The sequence below is a fragment of the Nocardia aurea genome (assembly GCF_003123685.1).
GTDB lineage: Bacteria > Actinomycetota > Actinomycetes > Mycobacteriales > Mycobacteriaceae > Nocardia > Nocardia aurea.
Genome location: NZ_QCYJ01000115.1, coordinates 97,753 through 115,063, shown reverse-complemented (window position 1 = coordinate 115,063; position 17,311 = coordinate 97,753). Strand labels below are relative to the sequence as shown.

Here is a 17,311-nt window from a genome sequence, read left to right as displayed (position 1 = left end):
AGATCACAGGTCTTCCCCGAGGTACGGATGACCGTGCGCTTTGTCGCTAACACCGGAGGTGGATGCTCGACATCGGCCGCACGCGCCTTCGAGGCTCTGCGAACGGTCGGTAGGCTCACGGATATGGGCAAACAGGGTGAACCGGAGGCCATGGGAACGCGGCTCGAGGTAGTGCGCGTGTTCACCGACGCGGCCGGGCGGCTGGGGAACGAACTGGGAATCGCCAGGGCGGGTGACGTGGTGGCCGCCGACCCGCAGTTGCTGGCGGCACGCGCCGGTTACAGCGAAACCGTCGTCGTCGCCGATCCCGTGAACGAGATCGCTCGGGTGCGCATCTATACGCCCGCCGTCGAACTGCCCTTCGCCGGACATCCCACCGTCGGCACCGCGTGGTGGTTCGCCGAACAGGGCGTCCCCGTGCGCGTGCTGGAGGTTCCGGCGGGGCCGGTGACGGTCGAACTGACCGACGGACTCACCTGGATCAAGGCGCGCGGCGAATGGGCGCCTGATTTCACGTTCCACCAACTCGACAGCGTCGAGGAACTCCTCGCCCTGCGCCCGGACGATTTCACCGGCGGACCGCACTACCTGTGGACCTGGACCGACGAACATCGCGCCGCTCTGCGCTCGCGCATGTTCGCACCGACCATGGGCATCGCCGAGGACGAGGCGACCGGGGCCGCCGCCGTGGCCCTCACCGCCCTGCTGCGCAAAGGTCTCAACATCACCCAGGGCAAGGGCAGCCAGATCTTCACCCAATGGGATTCCGACGGCTGGGTCCACCTCGGCGGCCGGGTGACAGCCGACTCGGTCATCGACCTGTAGGACCGAAGCCACGCCGCACCCCGTCGTGGCCGTGATCCGACGACAGCGCCGCACGACTCGACGGCTCGCGTACCCGCCCACCGCGTCGGGCGACGGAACTCAGCTCAGTGCCGCGGCGACGAGCATGTATGCCGTACCGAGATCCATCACCACATGGGGGATCGCCGCGGCGGGCGGGGCGGTTTCCGCGGGACCGGTCGCGTGTCCGAAGTGCTGACGGCCGGTGTGCGGGGCGGCGATCACGGCGACCGCGTCGGTGCAGAAGAGGGCCGCGAGCGCGAGGGCCGGGAGCGGAGCGGGGCCGGAGCCGGAATGGCCCGACATAGCGTAAAGCATTGCTAGCGCGGCGATTACGTGATAACCGAGTGCCAGGATCCGATGCGTCGTGACCGCGGGGGTTCCGGCGCGCCACTGTACGAGACGGGTCGCCAGCAGCGCGGTGAAAACCACCGCGGCGGCGACGAGGACGCCGTGGAGCGCGTGGGGATCAGCGCCGCGCGGGAAAACCAGCATGGTCAGCATCACCAGGCACATGACGAGATGCGCGGCGTCGGATTCGTGGTGGACCGCAGCGATAGCCGACTCGACCGAGATGTCGTACGGCCACGCGTGGTCGCCGCTGTCGACTCCGCGCGGTATCGGCGGGGAGAGCCTCGGTCCCTCGCTCTCGCACACGCCCGACGGGGCGGTCATCCGCACGGTCACCATCGCCGCCGCGACGAGGAACGCCGCGGCCACCACCCACCGCAACGCCGCGTACTCCTGCACGAACCGCACAGCACCCCACCGCCTTTCGTCACGACGATCGCGGCCACCGGTTCCCATGCTCGCATCCGGCCCGCTCTCGCGGAGGAGAAACGCGACCCCATCCGGCGACACACCGACGCGACTCGGACACACCCACGAGGGCGCGAGAACGAAGAGGCGTGGGCGAGTCCGAACAGCACGGTCACGGGCTCACCGCGGAACGATCACCGCCGAACACCCACGCGGGATGCCTCTTTCGTTTGCGACCACTCCGACAGTACCCGTGACCCCGGCGGAGTGATCGCCGCCGCGACCAGTGCCTCCACCAGGAGATACGACAGCGCCACGACGGCCGATACCGCCAGCACTCGAACAACAGGACCGCGCCTGTTCGCACCGAACACGATCGTCCCCCTTCATCGGCTCGCCACGCAGCATAACCGTCCCGCGCCGCCGTGGCATGCGAAACAGCTTCCCGCACTGCCAATTCGGCACGCGCTGGCCCCCGGCTCAGCGGATCCGGAACACCGGCCCACGCGGACGGAACGGCAGGCTCGCACCGGCGGGCACCAGGAACGCGTGTTCGCGGCGGATGCGCAGGGCCTCGCACTGCCCGTCGGTGATGACGAGAATCGGTCCGTCGACCGGGAAGTCCTCGGCGCGTTCGAGCATCCGGATGCCGGGTTGCAGCACCGTGCCACCTCGGCCGCGCACCCGGACCCCGCGCGCGATCTCCTCGACCGGCAGATAGCCCGCGTCGTAGGCCGCGGCGTCGCAGTAGACGACACGGGCGCGCGGCACGTCGCGGGCCGTGGCATAGGACGCGATGGCGCCGAGGGCCTTGCCGAGCAGTGTCACGTCCATCGACCCCGACGTGTCGAGCACGACGCCGAAGGTGGGCAGGCGCACGTTCTCCTCGGGCCGCGTCCACGCCGGTCGCGGAATATCGGGCGTCGATGCCTGCCGCCGCGACGCCCGGGCATAGCTGCGGCGCTTGTCCACCGTCGGCACGTGTTCGTCGAACCAGCGCGCCAGCTGGGCGTCCCACGGCAGCGGTGGCTGGTCCAGCGCCCTGATCGCCTGTTCCAAGGCGGCGGGTACGGTTCCGCGACCACCGGCGAGGTGGTAGGCCAGCCCGGTGACCAACGCGTTGCGGTAGTACTCGTCCAGATCGACGTACCGGCCCGGCTTCCCCGGACGCGGCAGCGGTTCGCCGAGGACGTCGCCGAGCCCGCGACCACGCAGGGTGGCGAGTTTGCGCTGTCTGCGCAGATCCGTCGCGATCCGGTCGTAGATCTCCTCGGCCGAACAGCCTTTCAGTTCGGGGTCGTGAAGCAGCCCTTCCGGCATCTGCCCGACGTCCATCTCGACCAGCCAGCCGTTGACCACGTAGTCACAGGCGATATTGAACAGATGAGGATCGCGCGCGCCGGTCCGTTCACCGTGACGCAGCGCGGCGTGCAGCATCTCGTGGGCCAGGACGAATCGCCATTGTTCGTCGTTCAGGCCCGCCAGCGGGTTGATGTAGATCTCCCCCGCTTCCGCGTTCACCGCGGCGATCGCGATATCCCAGGTCCGGGCGAGGTCCACGTCGGCGACCAGGGTCATCCCGGCCGCGAGCGCGCCGAGCAGCGGGTAGGAGGAGACGAACCAGCCGAGCGCGGCGTCCCACGACCGCCTCGGACGCAGTCCGTGCTCGGTGTGCTCACCTCCCGCGGTGGCCAGCGCGTCACGGGCCGCCGCGGCCAGTCCGGCGGCGAAATGGCGTGGATGGTCCAGGTCTTTGGCCACCTCGGCTTCACCGATGAGGAAATCGGGCGGGTCGTCGCGCCGACAGTTGTCCGGAACCGTGGTCTCCCGCCATCGCGCCGCGGTCTCGTGTTCGTCGGAAATTCGAGGGGGAAGCGGGAATTCGAGCGGACGACGTCCGATCTTCATGGTCACCAGATACTGGTCGACGACCGCGCAGCAGGCCGCGCGATACGCGGGGTGCGGTGGGCGCTGGTCCTGATTCCTGTCCGCCCGCTCGATATTTCCGGCGGCCGTGGTGCGCGGATCCAGGTGACCGAATCCGGCGTGCAGCAGGCAGTGCGCGAAAACCCAGGCCCATTCCGATGCCTCGGCCCGGCGACGAGGGTGGTAGTAGATCACCTCACCGCTGATGTAGGCCCAGATGTCACTCGGCGCCCCGGCGTCGAGTGGACGGGACCCGCACCGCAGATGACGGAAAGCCGTGTGGGATCGCGCCTCTCGCCAGCCGTGGTCGATCGCCTCCGACCACGGATCCACCTTCTTCGCCTTCTTCCGCACGCCCGACCTCTAGCGCCGTGCGGCCAGGCGCGGCAGGTCGCGGCTGACCTCGATGAGGAACCAGGTGGGCAGCGCCGGCGTACCGTCGTCGTCCGCCGCGATCACCAGTTGCGCGCATTCGACCGAGATCTCGGCGAGTTCGATCAGCATCGCCTTGACCCGGATCACGAAGCGGCCCAGCGACGGCGAGAGGTGTTCGCGCGCGCCGGGCAGATCCTTGACCAGCCGGGCCCGGAATGTCTCCGACAGGAAGTACAGCAGGTCGCGATCGCCCGGATCGCGCGGCCAGCCGAGATCGCCCTTCAGCACGGCCTCGAGGTCGTAGGCGTGCCGCAGGGTCTTGACGTAGGCGCGGAAGGCCGAGGCGTGGCCCGCGGTCAGGATTCCCGCGGTCAGCACGTGCAGAACCGTGTCGTCGATGTCTTCACCGCAGGAGTGCATGGCGTCGGAGAGCATGTGCCAGCCGCGCGGGGTCGAGAACGGCGCCTCGGTCTTGGGCGGCGGAGACCACAGATGATCGGGACGTTGGACGAGGTAGCGCACGATCCACGGGTGGATATCGTTGAGCGCGGCCCATTTCAGCCAATCGTCGACGTCGGCGCGCAGATGCAGGTGCACCATGCGGTTGACCAACGCCGAGGCCATCGGCCGCGCGAGCGCGTTGTCGGTGGCGCGGTTGCCCGCCCCGATGACCACCGACCCCTGGGGCAGTTCGTAGTTGCCGATCCTGCGGTCGAGGATGAGCGAGTAGAACGATTTCTGTACTTCCGGCGAAGCCGCGTTCAGTTCGTCCAGGAACAGGCAGTAAGGCTCGGGCCGTGCGATCGATTCCGGCGGCGCGAACCGGCTGCGATCACCGACGATCTGCGGAACACCGATCAGATCCTCCGGTGCGAGCTGGGTGCCGAGCAGGGTCACGCATTCGAGCCCCAAGGATTCGGCGAAGGTCCGCACCAGCGAACTCTTACCGATTCCCGGTGCGCCCCAGAGGAATACCGGCCGGACCACGGCGACGTGCAGCAGTAGCTCCGGCAACTGGTCCGGGGTGACCGCGACGGTCGCCTCCATACCTCTTCCCCCTCACGATGGCGCGGGTGTCGACGATACCGACGGCCGTCGTGGTGTGGCCATTCATTTTTCGTCGACCGGGCCCGCGCCGCCGAGTCCGCGCAGCACTCGCACGAGGACCTTGCCGGTAGGCGTGCGCGGCAGTTCGTCGACGAAGACCACGTCGCGGGGCGCCTTGAAGCGAGCCAGGCGATTTCTCACATGCTCACGCACATCCTCGGCGGTCAGGGTATGCCCGGGGCGAACCACGACCACGGCGCGCAGCCGCTGACCGTGCCGATCGTCGTCGACGCCGAACACGGCGGCCTCGACCACCGCGGGATGGGCGGCCAGCAACTCCTCGATCTCGGCGGGGAAGACGTTCTCGCCGCCGGAGATGATCATGTCGTCGTCGCGGCCGTCGATGAAAAGTCTTCCGGCGCTGTCGAAATGCCCTACGTCGCCGGTCGACATCAGACCGCCCACCCGCGCCTTGTCACCGCCGCCGGTATATCCGTCGAACTGGTAGTTGTTGCCGACGAAGATACGTCCGATACGCCCGTTCGGCACTTCCCGGTCGTCGTCGCCGAGGATCCGCACCGTGGCGCTCGGCACCACCGTGCCCACGCAGCCCGGTTCGACCGCGAGATCAGCGGGGGTCGCGATGGTCGCGTAGGCCACTTCGGTGGAGCCGTAGACGTTGTAGAGCACCGGCCCGAACGCCTCGGTGGCCCGCACGCACAGATCCGCCCCGAGCGGCGAACCCGCGACGAAGATGACGCGTAGTCGCGAAAAATCCTGTGCCGCATTTGATTTCGGTCCGAGATCGACCATCCGCCGCAGCATCACCGGCACCACGATCAGCGCGGTCGCGCGGCGACGGCGCAGACTGTCGAGCACGGCCTGCGGATCGAAGCGGCGGCGGATCACCAGGGTGGATCCGAAACCCAGCGCCAGCGTCGCGTGCGCGAATCCCAGGGTGTGGAACAGCGGGGCCGGACATTCGACGACGCCCCTGGCGCGCAACGGCACCCGGGCCAGGATCGCGCCGAGCGGGGCCAGCGAGGTGGGCTCGGCGCGGCGCGCGCCCTTCGGGGTTCCGGTGGTGCCGCTGGTGAGCAGCACGACCGCGGCCGCGGTCGTGGGTTTGCGCGGCGGGGTCCGCGCACCGGAGGCGATGAGGTTGTCGATGGTGTCGACAGCGGGGGTGTCGACCCAGGCGCGGTAACTGCCGCGCGCGGCCGTGTACCCGGCGAGGCGACCGGCGTATTCCTCGTCGTACACCAGCAGATCCGCGCCTTCGCGCGCCAGCACCTCGCGCAGCGCGGAGCCGGCGAAATCGGTGTTCAACAGGATGATCCTCGCGCCGCATTTGGCGGCGGCGAAAACCGCGTAGTGGAAGCCGCGATGGTTGCGGACCAGAATCGCCACGCCCTCGCCGTCACGCAGGCCGCGCACCCGCCAGGCATTCGCCAGCGCGGTACTGCGGTCGTCGAGTTCACGGAACGTGACGGGCCCGCGCTCGTCCAGGATCGCGACCCGGTCGCGATAGCGCAGCGCCGCCACCGCGGTGAGGCCGCCGAGCATGCCCGAGCGCAGCAGCGCGACCCCCATCCGGGCGAGGCGGTCCGGACGCTCCGGGGTGACGAGCCCGGCGCGCACCGCCAATCCGGCGTAATAGGTTTCGTCGGCGGCACGGCGCAACGCACCGACGGCCGCCGATCCGATGCTGTCGGTGATTCGCATGTTCGGGTCCCTCACTGTCTGCGTCCATGCTGACACGCCGACTCGCCGCGCCCCCGCCCCACCGGCCATCATGGAGCGATGTCCAGCGACGCCGAGCACCGATTGCGGATTACCGTCGACGACCTGACCAGCCCCGAGATCGCCGCGCTGCTCGACGCGCATCTCGCGGAGATGCACGCGCACTCCCCCGACGACAGCAGTCACGCGCTCGATATCGCGGCGCTGCGCGATCCCGCCGTCACGTTCTGGAGCGTGTGGGACCGGCGAGAACTGGTCGGCTGCGGCGCGCTGAAGCAACTCGGCCCCGAACACGGTGAGATCAAATCCATGCGCACCGTCGCGACCCACGCCGGGCGCGGTATCGCGACGACACTGCTCACCCACATCGTCGAGGTCGCCCGCGCGCGCGGCTACCGCAGGCTCAGCCTGGAAACCGGCGCGTCGGATTTCTATCTGCGCGCGATCGATCTCTATCGGCGTCACGGATTCGCCCGCTGCCCGCCGTTCGGCGACTACGAGCCGAGCCCGCACAGCGTCTTCATGACGCGGACGCTCTGAGCGGCTCTACCCCAGCGCCCGGGCGAATCCCCGCACCAGTGCGCCGATCTGGTCATCGGTCATCACGAACGACGGGGAGATCTGCAACGCGCCCTGTCCGGTAGCGCGCCCGGAGATACCGTGCGCGCGAAGTGTTTTCACGAACGGCAACGCTTCTGCCGGATCGGCGAGCTGCACGGCGGCCACCGCGCCGATCCCACTGCGCACCTCGGCGACGCGCGGGTGATCGGCCAGTGGCGCGAACTGTTCGTGCAGCGACGACTCGATCCGCGCCGCCTCGTCGAGCAGGTTCTCGCTCTCCATGATGGCGAGGGTCGCCAGTCCCGCCGCGGCCGCGCCCGCGTGGCCACCGTAGGTGTAGCCGTGACGCCACCAGACGCCGCCCGTGAAGAAGGGTTCCGCGAGACGCGGCGCGATGAAAACCGCGCCCATCGGCATATAGCCCGAGGTCAGCCCCTTGGCGGTGGTCATGATGTCGGGTTCGAGCCCGAACCGCGACGACGCGAACCAGGACCCGCCGATACGGCCGAATCCGGTCACCACCTCGTCGGCGACGAACAGGATGTCGTGATCGCGGCAGATCCGGCGCACCTCGGGCAGGTAGCCGTCCGGCGGCAGGTAGACCCCGCCCGCGCCGATGATCGGCTCGCAGAAGAACGCCGCGATCCGTTCCGCGCCGACATCCTCGATCAGGGCAAGCAGGTCCTTGGCGTCGTCCCATTCGACGGTGCGCGCGTCGGCCATGAGTTCGCCGTACCCCTCGCGGTTGACCGGAATGCCCGCCAGCGCGGTTCCGGCGACGTGCATGCCGTGATAGGCGCGCTTGCGACCGACCACGATCGTCTTGTCCGGCCTTCCCACCTCGTGCCAGTACCGGCGGGCCAGTTTGGCCGCGGTGTCCACCGAATCCGAACCACCCGAGGTGAAGAAGATCTTGCTGCCGGGCACCGGCGCGATCTCCGACAGTTTCCGGGCCAATTCCTGGGTGACCGGTTCGGTGATGTCACCGAAATTCGAGTAGTGCGCGATATCGCGGAGTTGGGCGGCCACCGCGTCGGCGACCTCGCCGCGGCCGTGGCCGATATTGGTGAACCAGAGCCCGGCGGTCGCGTCCAGGTAGCGAGTGCCCGCCGTGTCGTAGATGTAGGCGCCCTCCCCGCGCGCCACGACGAACGCCCCGTCTCGTTCGACGGCGCCCATATCGGCGAATCCATGCCACAACGCGTTCATGCCAACCACCTATACCTCATCATTCGTTCGGGTCGTCGCCCGCGCCGGTCGCGCACACAGTGACCCCGCCGCTCGCTCGATCATCCGGCAGGAGCCGGACGGCGCCAACGGGTGGCCAGCGCACCGACGGAGACCACGGCCAGAGCGAGCAGCGCGAAGACCCCGGTCAGGACGACGAGACCGATGATCAACGACACATATCCCTGGTGCCGTGGGTCGAGGAAGGGGTACGGATACCAGTCGACCACAGGTCCGCGCACGAGGGTGTAGACACCGTAGACGAACGGGTAGATCAGCCACGCGCCGATCAGCCTGGCGCTGATCCCGAGCGCGACCGGTACGAGGACCCAGTCGAGCACCATGACGATCGGCAGGATCCGGTGCAGTATGTCGTTGATCCAGCGGTCGGTGAGCGCCACGTCCACGTCGGCCAGCAGCACGGCGTAGACGACCCCGGTGATGACCAGATACAGGGTGGCCGCGCCGCGCAGGAGCTGCCACCGATGACCGGCCGGGTCGCGCAGGCCACCGACCAGCAACACGATCATCGCGATCACATTGGACTGGATGGTGAAATAGCTGAAGAAGTTCGCGATGGAGAAGGTCTCGACATCGCTGTTGCGCAGCGGGAGCCATACCAGCGCCACGAGGGCGAGCACGGCGAAGGCCACCCGCAGAACCCTGATCCACCATGCCGTGCCCGACCTCGTGTCCATCGCGGAATCGTCGCACATCCGAACAGGTCGGCAGCCGAAACGCGACATCCGGCATCCCGGCAGCAACACGGTGCAACGGCAGCCGGGGCGCTGTGGTTCGCGGCAGCCCGAATCGCGGCGACGGCGATGCGACGGCTCCGGGCTGACGATGCCCGAACGCGCCCATTACGCTGGAGTACGCGATGACCAGGACAGCTGACAACGGAATACGTGAACTCCGCACCCGCCTGGCGAACCTCTCCCTCCGCGACGAATACCGGCTGAAGCGACGGCTGGACCGGGCCCGCGGGAAGGACGCCGACTCGGCCGATCTCGCCGACATCACCGCCGAGATCACGGCGGCGGAGCTGCGTGTCGACGCGCGGCGCGCCGCGGTTCCGGCGATCCGTTTTCCGGAGCAACTGCCGGTCACCCAGCGTCGCGAGTACATCGCCGCGGCGATCGCCGCGCACCAGGTGGTGATCGTGGCGGGCGAGACCGGGTCGGGCAAGACCACCCAGATCCCCAAGATCTGCCTCGAACTCGGCCGGGGCATCCGAGGCACCATCGGCCACACCCAACCGCGCAGGCTCGCCGCCCGCACGGTCGCCGAACGTATCGCCGAGGAGCTGGGGACCGAACTGGGCGACGTGGTCGGCTATACCGTCCGCTTCACCGACCAGGCCTCCGACCGCACCCTGGTCAAATTGATGACCGACGGCATCCTGCTCGCCGAGATCCAGCGCGATCGGATGCTGCGCCGCTACGACACGATCATCATCGACGAGGCGCACGAACGCAGCCTCAATATCGATTTCCTGCTCGGCTACCTCGCGCAACTGCTGCCCCGCCGTCCCGATCTCAAGGTGATCATCACCTCCGCCACCATCGACCCGGAACTGTTCGCCCGCCATTTCGCCGACGAGAACGGTGTGCCCGCGCCGATCGTCGAAGTGTCGGGTCGTTCCTTTCCGGTGGAGATCCGGTACCGGCCGCTGTCGCTGGAACTGCCTGTGGTCGCCGACGACGAGGAGGAGGACACCCGCGTCGTCGACCGCGATCCGGTCGATGCCATCGGCGACGCGGTGCGCGAACTGTTCGCCGAGGGCGACGGCGACGTGCTGGTGTTCCTCTCCGGCGAACGCGAGATCCGCGACACCGCCGATGCGCTGCGCGACCTGAAACTTCCGCGCACCGAGATCGTGCCGCTCTACGCGCGGCTGTCGGCCGCCGAACAGCACCGGGTCTTCCAGCCGCATACCGGCCGCCGTGTCGTGCTGGCGACCAATGTGGCCGAGACCTCGCTGACCGTGCCCGGCATCCGCTACGTGGTCGACCCGGGCACCGCGCGCATCTCCCGCTACTCCATGCGCACCAAGGTGCAACGGCTGCCCATCGAGGAGGTGTCGCAGGCCTCGGCGCGGCAGCGCTCGGGACGCTGCGGCCGCGTCGCCGACGGCATCGCCATCCGGCTGTATTCCGAACAGGATTTCGACGCCAGGCCCGCGTTCACCGAACCGGAGATCCTGCGCACCAATCTGGCGGCCGTCATCTTGCAGATGACCGCCCTCGGACTCGGGGATATCGAGAAATTCCCGTTCGTGGAGGCGCCGGACAAGCGGGCGATCCGCGACGGCGTCGCGCTGCTGGAAGAACTCGGCGCGCTGGCGCGGCGACCCGACGGGAAACGACGCGGCCCCGCCACCTCCGACGGCGACGGACAGTCGCGACGCAGCGACGCGGCCGAGCCGGAGAGGAGGGCCGACTCGGACGCCGCCCTGTCGCTGACCCCGATCGGGCGGGAGATGGCACAGATCCCCGTCGATCCCCGGATGGCCCGGATGCTGGTCGAAGCGCACCGCAACGGCTGTCTGGCCGACGTCCTGATCATCGTCGCCGCCCTGTCGATCCAGGATGTGCGCGAACGCCCGGCCGAACATCAGCAGGCCGCCGACACCAAACATCAGCGTTTCGTCGTGGAGGGTTCGGATTTCCTCGCCTACGCGCGGCTGTGGACCTACCTGACCGAACAGCGGACATCGTTGTCGTCCAGTCAGTTCCGCCGTATGTGCCGCGACGAGTTCCTGCACTACCTGCGGATTCGCGAATGGCAGGACCTGCACGGGCAACTGCGCACGATCACCCGCGGCCTCGGTTGGTCGACAGCGGGCGCACAGGGCGACACGGCCACCGGCGAGGACGGAGCCGGGCGCGGAAATCACGGCGAGCGGCCGAGCCGACGCCCGAGATCCGGTGACGACGGCCGTCGACCCGGACGCTCGCGTGGACGCTCGGGATCGGCGGGCGGTGATCGGGGTGAGCGCCCGGGTGCGACGGACGAGCGGCGCACCCGCTCCGCCCACCAGGCCGCTTCGAGCGAATCCGACGACATGCCATGGGATTCCACCGCGATCCATCAATCGCTGCTGGCGGGCATGCTGTCCCATATCGGCGTCAGGGAAGCCGAATCGCGCGAATTCCTCGGTGCGCGCGGAGCCAAGTTCATGATCTTCCCCGGCTCCTCGCTGGCGAAGAAACCGCCGCGCTGGGTCATGGCCGCCGAACTGGTCGAGACCTCGCGGCTGTGGGGGCGGATGGCGGCCAGGGTGGAACCGGAATGGGCCGAGCGCCTCGCCGGGGATCTGGTCAAACGGGTCTACTCCGAACCGCACTGGTCCAGCAAGCGCGGCGCGGCTCGCGCCTACGAACGCGTCACCCTCTACGGTGTGCCCCTGGTGACCGGACGGCCGGTCGACTACGGGCGTATCGACCCGGAGTTGTCGCGGGAACTGTTCCTGCGCCACGCGTTGGTCCAGGGCGAATGGCAGACCGACCACGAGTTCTTCCACCGCAATCGGGAACTGCTCGACGACGTCGCCGATCTGGAACACCGGGCCCGCCGTCGCGACATCCTGGTCGACGACGAGGTGCTGTTCGAGTTCTACGATCGGCGCGTCCCGGCCGATATCGTGTCGGTGCGCCACTTCGACAGCTGGTGGCGCAACGCGAAACGCAAAGATCCCGCGCTGCTGGACTTCTCGAAATCCACCGTGGTCAACGACACCGCGGCCGGACTCGATCCCACCGATTTCCCCGACGCGTGGCGCCAGGGCGAATTGAGTTTCCCGCTGACCTACCAGTTCGAACCGGGCCGCGACGACGACGGCGTCACCGTGCGCATCCCGGTCGAACAGCTCGCGCACGTGCGCCCGGTCGGCTTCGACTGGCTGGTGCCGGGGATGCGCGAGGAACTCGCCGCCGCCTTCATCAAGACATTGCCGAAATCCCTGCGCCGCAGCGTCGTTCCCGCACCGGATTTCGCCTCCGCCGCCCTGGCCGCGCTGACGCCGCGCGCCGAACCGCTGCGCACCGGCCTGGCCCGTGAACTGTCACGCCTGGGCTCGGTGACCATCACAGCGGCCGATCTCGACGCCGCCGCGCTGCCGGACCACCTGCGGATGACCTTCGCCGCACTCGACACCGACGGCGCGGTGCTCGGCAAGGGCAAAAGCCTCTCCGTGCTCAAAACACAGTTGGCCGCACAGGTTTCGGCGTCGGTGGCCCGGGCCACGGCGGGCGCCGAACGCCCGCCCGCGGCGGTCTGGACCTCGGAATCACTCGGCACCGTCGCACCGACGGTGCGCCGCGAGGTCGCGGGCCAGACGGTCACGGGCTATCCGGCGCTGGTCGCCGAGGGCGAGGGTGTCGCGGTCCGCGTACTCAGTTCACCCGCCGAGCAGGCCGCCGCCATGCGCACCGGCACCCGCGCCCTGGTGCTGGCCGCACTGCCCACCTCGGTGCGAGCGGTCACCGCGAGTCTGCCGCCGCGAGAGCGGCTCGCGCTGAGCCGCAATCCGTACGGTGGTATCGACGACCTGGTCGAGGATTGCCGTGCCGCCGCCGCGGACGAGTTGATCGCGGCGGCCGGTGGGCCGGTGCGCAGTCCGGAACGATTCGAGGCCCTGATCGCGACGATCCGCCCGGACTTCACCGCCGCGGTGGCGCGGATCGTGCGCCTGGTCGTCCCCGTCCTGGCCGAGGCGCACCGGGTCGACGCGGCGCTGGCCGAGACCGCCGAGCGCGATATCGCCGACGATGTCCGCCACCAGCTCGACGATCTGGTCTTCCGCGGCTTCGTCGCCGAATGGGGCAGCGCGCGCCTGGCCGAGCTACCCCGCTACCTGCGCGCGGCGGTCACCCGATTGGAGGCCCTGCCCGCCTCGGCGACCCGCGACCGGCAGGGCATCGCCGAAGTCGACCGAGCGCTGGCGGCCTACGATCGGCTGCTCGCGGCCCTACCGGAAAATCGCCGCCACGCCCCCGACATCGGTGAGATCTGGTGGATGATCGAGGAATTCCGGGTGAGCCTGTTCGCCCAGAAACTCGGTACGCCCTACCCGATCTCGGCCAAACGCATCGAGAAGGCCATCTCCGCCGTCCGACGCTGACCGCCGCCGGTACGTGCCCGGCGGCGAATCCCTCAATCGGCGCTGACCGTCGCCGCGGCGCGCGCGGCCCGCATGTGCTGTATCTCGCGTTCGAAATCCTCGGCCGAGGTGAAGGACCGGTACACCGAGGCGAAGCGCAGATAGGCCACTTCGTCGAGATCGCGCAGCGGACCGAGGATGGCGAGACCGACCTCGTGACTGGGCACCTCGGGCGAACCCTTCGCCCGCACGGCGTCCTCGACCTGCTGGGCCAGCAGGTTCAGGGCATCGTCGTCGACTTCGCGGCCCTGGCACGCGCGCCGCACACCGCGGATCACCTTCTCGCGGCTGAACGGTTCGGTGACGCCGCTGCGTTTGACCACGGACAGGATCGCGGTCTCGACCGTGGTGAAACGTCGTGCACAGTTCGGACAGGATCGTCGACGGCGGATGGCCGCGCCTTCCTCGGCCTCGCGCGAGTCGACAACCCGGGAGTCAGGGTGTCGGCAGTACGGGCAATGCATCCGAGAGATCCTTCGTCGATGCGCGCGCCCGCGTCCGGACCTGTGTCCGATCGCAGCGACCGGTCCGGCGAGCACGTATACGGGAGCGTGAGCCCCTTACGAGGTATATCCCCGTTGACGCTTGGTATACCTCCATAGCAATTCGAGAATACTCGGTCGCCACCGGGTCTTTCGCAATGAGGCGCGCACGTCACCCGGCCAGTTGCCACTGCTGGGTCATATCCGCGATCAGGTCGGGCAGTCGCGGCACGAGCCTGCCCCGGGCGAGTTTGTCCCAGAAGGACTCGCCGAGCACGGTCGCCGCGAGTGCCGGGTCGGATTCCATATCGATATGGCAGGGCACCAGATCGCCCATGATGTAGGCCCAGCGGGTGTCACGATCGGCCCAGTTGAAAGCGGGCAGCGGGGTGCGCAGGGCCAGCATCCGCCCGCCGACCTCGGCCCGGACGGTCGCGGGGGCGAAAACCCCGGGTGCGCGGACGCCCGGCACGGCCGGTTTGCCCGCCACGGTGCTGAGGTAGGTCAGCACCCTGCCCATACCCTCGCGGCCCGCGGTGGTCTCGTCCCACTGATCGGCCACGATGTGGTTCTGTTCGCGATCGGTCATCCGCAGCAGCGCGTCCACGTATCCCGCCGTGGTGCCCGCCGCCAGGGACTGCCATCCGGCGCGGATATCGGCGTCGATCACCCCCGCCGCGTACATCTCGTCGATTCCCGCCGTGCCCAGCGCCGCGTAGGCCTCGTGCATCGGCACCAGATCCAGGAAGATGTGGCGCTGCATGATCATCAGCCGGGTCCGGTACCAGTCGAGATCCTCGACGGTCAGGCGCGGGCCCTCGGTCGCGAGCAACCTGATGTCGGACGGCAGTCCCGCCACCAGTTCGGGCGGTACGCCGGCCAGCAGATCGGCCACGGTGCTGCCGAGTCGGTGGATCCCCGGCAGGTCGAGCACGGTGCCGACATCGCCGATATCGAAGAACCCCGAGGCGAACGACCCGCCCGCGATACCGGCGAGGCCCGCCCAGTAGAACTCCGGATGCCGTGTCGCCAACCGCAGGTAGTTGACGTACACCAGGTTGAACGTGTGCTCGTTGGCGCGCACACCGCGCGACGGATCCCACGCGGCCAGGTCGATCCCGGCGTTGCGGGCGGCGACCACGAGCCAATACTGGTGCAGCAGTGTGCCGTAACGGTGCGGCGCGACACCCGCGGACCTGGCGTCGTCCAATGCCTCACGCAGGGTCGATTCCTCCAGCGGCAGTGCGGGATTCAGTCCACCCCCGGTGGATCCGTCGTCGTCGACGGCCGTGATGTCGAGGTACTCGACGGAGGCGGGAGCCGCGTGCGCGGCGGGAATCACGCTCGGCCCCAAGAGCAGACAGGCGAGCAACCCGGCGATCCGGGCGGTGGTGCGGACGGTGCGTCCGACGGGGTGTGGCGTCATTGCGAAGGAATCCCGTATCGATCGAGGCTGCTGCCGTCTGAGTCACGTCGCCGCCACGGTAGCAACGTGTTCTAGTTTTCGATCGAGAAATTCGGCCAGCCCGGCGAGCGAACCGCCACCTCGGGCTCACATCGACATCAACGCGGAGGCAGGCCCCAGGTAGCGGGCTGCGGCTCGACCACACCCGGCACCGGCGCGGGCGTCTCCTCCCGGAATGTGCCCGCCCGCCAGTGCGCGAGCCCGATCAGCGCGGTGACGACCAGCGCGCTCGACAGCGCCGCGATCGCGAGAGTCGCGAAACCCAGTTGCGCCCTGGCGACCCTGGCCTCCATCGGATACACGCCGTGCGGAGCCGAGGCGGGGGCCATACGCGCCGAGCCGCGGCGATACAGCTCCACCGCGCCGCCGGGACGACTGCCGCGCGGTCGACGATCCGACGAGGTCCGCGACACCGCCTCGAGCGCCCGCACCCCGCCTCGACGTCGGTGCCGCGTCGGCGACGGAAGGGAATCGAAGGCCCGGTCGGGGCCGTCGACGACCTCATCGATCGGAGCCGGAACGGTGATGGTGGCAGTAGCGGTGGGATCGCTGATCGCGGTGCGCATCGGACAAACCTCCGTGAGGGGTGCTGTGTTGTCGCTCGAAGGGAGTCGCTATTCGATCATGTGTTCGAAGAACTTGTGTTCGATTTCTACCACGGTCCACTGACAATGTCAGCAGCAACACCGGACATACGTCGAACAGATGTTTGATACATCGGCCTGACCGGACTAAATTCAGTGGGCGACATCATCAACAGGAAGGCGGTTGCCGGTGAGCCACACAGACGACACGGGTGACGAGGGCGGAGTCGGGGCCCACCCGTCCCGGACCGGGGTAGATCTCACCGTGCGTCAGCGCAAGGTACTGGAGGTCATCCGCACCTCGGTGAGCGAGCGCGGCTATCCGCCGAGCATCAGGGAGATCGGCGACGCCGTCGGCCTCACCTCCACCTCCTCGGTCGCCCATCAATTGCGAGCCCTCGAACGTAAGGGCTATCTGCGGCGCGATCCGAATCGTCCACGCGCGGTGGACGTACGCGGACTGGACGAGGCGGTGCGCTCGGTGACCACCCTGCCGGGCGCGGCGGTCGAGGACAGCGACACCCCGGACGCGAACCACCCGATCCCGACCTACGTGCCGGTCCTGGGCCGGATCGCCGCCGGTGGTCCGATTCTGGCCGAGCAGGCGGTGGAGGACGTCTTCCCGCTGCCGCGCGAACTGGTCGGCGACGGTTCGCTGTTCCTGCTGAAGGTCGTCGGTCAATCCATGGTGGACGCCGCCATCTGCGACGGTGACTGGGTGGTCGTGCGCCAGCAGAACGTCGCCGACAACGGCGATATCGTGGCCGCGATGATCGACGGTGACGCCACCGTGAAGACGTTCAAACGCACCGGCAACGACGTGTGGCTGATGCCGCACAACCCGCTGTTCGAACCGATTCCCGGCAACGACGCACGTATTCTCGGCAAGGTCGTCACGGTGATCCGCAAGATCTGAGCACGAGTGTCCGAAAGCGGGGTGGCGACCCACAGTCGCTGCCCCGCTTCGTCTTTCCGTCGGTCGCATTTCATGTGAAGGCACATGACGTCACGATCACCCAACCGTCGCGGCCTATATGTTGTGATCTTTCACGCATGCAGGAAGTGTTACGCACCAATGTGATTCGACTAACCTCGGACTCCGGATGATGCCTGCAACGTGGCATCCGGCGTCGGG

13 protein-coding genes are annotated in these 17,311 nt (G+C 68.6%); 4 read left to right on the top strand and 9 right to left on the bottom strand.

Annotated elements, in window-relative coordinates:
- The first annotated feature begins 150 nt into the window (after window positions 1–150).
- Window positions 151–825: a PhzF family phenazine biosynthesis protein gene (locus DAT37_RS26640; RefSeq protein WP_109527751.1), complete on the top strand. Its 675-nt coding sequence runs from the start codon at window positions 151–153 to the stop codon at window positions 823–825.
- Window positions 826–924: 99 nt separating this feature from the next.
- On the opposite strand, the gene DAT37_RS26635 is transcribed toward DAT37_RS26640, so the two are convergent.
- The 4 genes from DAT37_RS26635 to DAT37_RS26620 form a co-directional block, all read right to left on the bottom strand.
- Window positions 925–1,602 (bottom strand): DUF5134 domain-containing protein, encoded by a 678-nt coding sequence (locus DAT37_RS26635; RefSeq protein WP_157978710.1) that lies wholly within the window; start codon window positions 1,600–1,602, stop codon window positions 925–927.
- Between the two features lie 480 nt (window positions 1,603–2,082).
- A complete protein-coding gene (locus DAT37_RS26630) occupies window positions 2,083–3,882 on the bottom strand; it encodes a vWA domain-containing protein (protein ID WP_109527598.1) in 1,800 nt (599 codons plus the stop codon).
- Window positions 3,883–3,891: 9 nt separating this feature from the next.
- Complete coding sequence (locus DAT37_RS26625) at window positions 3,892–4,950, bottom strand: AAA family ATPase (protein WP_109527597.1); 1,059 nt, start codon at window positions 4,948–4,950, stop codon at window positions 3,892–3,894.
- Between the two features lie 63 nt (window positions 4,951–5,013).
- Window positions 5,014–6,675, bottom strand: coding sequence for an acyl-CoA synthetase (locus tag DAT37_RS26620; protein ID WP_109527596.1), 1,662 nt, complete (start codon window positions 6,673–6,675; stop codon window positions 5,014–5,016).
- 78 nt (window positions 6,676–6,753) lie between these two features.
- Between DAT37_RS26620 and DAT37_RS26615 the strand changes: the two genes are divergently transcribed.
- Complete coding sequence (locus tag DAT37_RS26615) at window positions 6,754–7,233, top strand: GNAT family N-acetyltransferase (protein WP_232840007.1); 480 nt, start codon at window positions 6,754–6,756, stop codon at window positions 7,231–7,233.
- Between the two features lie 6 nt (window positions 7,234–7,239).
- On the opposite strand, the gene DAT37_RS26610 is transcribed toward DAT37_RS26615, so the two are convergent.
- On the bottom strand, window positions 7,240–8,463 hold the full coding sequence (locus tag DAT37_RS26610) for an aminotransferase family protein (RefSeq protein WP_109527595.1): 1,224 nt from the start codon (window positions 8,461–8,463) through the stop codon (window positions 7,240–7,242).
- A gap of 80 nt (window positions 8,464–8,543) precedes the next feature.
- On the bottom strand, window positions 8,544–9,179 hold the full coding sequence (locus DAT37_RS26605) for a Pr6Pr family membrane protein (protein WP_109527749.1): 636 nt from the start codon (window positions 9,177–9,179) through the stop codon (window positions 8,544–8,546).
- Window positions 9,180–9,361: 182 nt separating this feature from the next.
- Here DAT37_RS26605 and hrpA point away from each other — a divergent pair, with 182 nt between their 5' ends.
- Window positions 9,362–13,606: an ATP-dependent RNA helicase HrpA gene (hrpA, locus tag DAT37_RS26600; RefSeq protein ID WP_109527594.1), complete on the top strand. Its 4,245-nt coding sequence runs from the start codon at window positions 9,362–9,364 to the stop codon at window positions 13,604–13,606.
- A gap of 32 nt (window positions 13,607–13,638) precedes the next feature.
- On the opposite strand, the gene nrdR is transcribed toward hrpA, so the two are convergent.
- From nrdR to DAT37_RS26585, 3 genes are all read right to left on the bottom strand, one after another.
- The gene (gene nrdR / locus DAT37_RS26595) at window positions 13,639–14,109 is read right to left on the bottom strand and encodes a transcriptional regulator NrdR (RefSeq protein WP_109527593.1); all 471 of its coding nucleotides are present in this window, start codon (window positions 14,107–14,109) and stop codon (window positions 13,639–13,641) included.
- 190 nt (window positions 14,110–14,299) lie between these two features.
- The gene (locus tag DAT37_RS26590; protein ID WP_109527592.1) at window positions 14,300–15,553 is read right to left on the bottom strand and encodes a hypothetical protein; all 1,254 of its coding nucleotides are present in this window, start codon (window positions 15,551–15,553) and stop codon (window positions 14,300–14,302) included.
- A gap of 137 nt (window positions 15,554–15,690) precedes the next feature.
- Window positions 15,691–16,158 carry a hypothetical protein gene (locus DAT37_RS26585; RefSeq protein WP_109527591.1) on the bottom strand — a complete coding sequence of 156 codons (468 nt, stop codon included), beginning with the start codon at window positions 16,156–16,158 and terminating at the stop codon, window positions 15,691–15,693.
- 208 nt (window positions 16,159–16,366) lie between these two features.
- Here DAT37_RS26585 and lexA point away from each other — a divergent pair, with 208 nt between their 5' ends.
- Window positions 16,367–17,092, top strand: a complete 726-nt coding sequence (gene lexA, locus DAT37_RS26580) for a transcriptional repressor LexA (RefSeq protein ID WP_109527590.1) — start codon at window positions 16,367–16,369, stop codon at window positions 17,090–17,092.
- Window positions 17,093–17,311 lie beyond the last annotated feature (219 nt).

Excerpts from the sequence above, each read along its gene's own strand:
- DAT37_RS26640 (WP_109527751.1), top strand. The coding sequence starts at position 151 with ATGGGAACGCGGCTCGAGGTAGTGCGCGTGTTCACCGACGCGGCCGGG.
- DAT37_RS26625 (WP_109527597.1), bottom strand. The coding sequence starts at position 4,950 with ATGGAGGCGACCGTCGCGGTCACCCCGGACCAGTTGCCGGAGCTACTG.
- DAT37_RS26620 (WP_109527596.1), bottom strand. The coding sequence starts at position 6,675 with ATGCGAATCACCGACAGCATCGGATCGGCGGCCGTCGGTGCGTTGCGC.
- DAT37_RS26615 (WP_232840007.1), top strand. The coding sequence starts at position 6,754 with ATGTCCAGCGACGCCGAGCACCGATTGCGGATTACCGTCGACGACCTG.
- DAT37_RS26610 (WP_109527595.1), bottom strand. The coding sequence starts at position 8,463 with ATGAACGCGTTGTGGCATGGATTCGCCGATATGGGCGCCGTCGAACGA.
- DAT37_RS26605 (WP_109527749.1), bottom strand. The coding sequence starts at position 9,179 with ATGGACACGAGGTCGGGCACGGCATGGTGGATCAGGGTTCTGCGGGTG.
- hrpA (WP_109527594.1), top strand. The coding sequence starts at position 9,362 with ATGACCAGGACAGCTGACAACGGAATACGTGAACTCCGCACCCGCCTG.
- nrdR (WP_109527593.1), bottom strand. The coding sequence starts at position 14,109 with ATGCATTGCCCGTACTGCCGACACCCTGACTCCCGGGTTGTCGACTCG.
- DAT37_RS26590 (WP_109527592.1), bottom strand. The coding sequence starts at position 15,553 with ATGACGCCACACCCCGTCGGACGCACCGTCCGCACCACCGCCCGGATC.
- DAT37_RS26585 (WP_109527591.1), bottom strand. The coding sequence starts at position 16,158 with ATGCGCACCGCGATCAGCGATCCCACCGCTACTGCCACCATCACCGTT.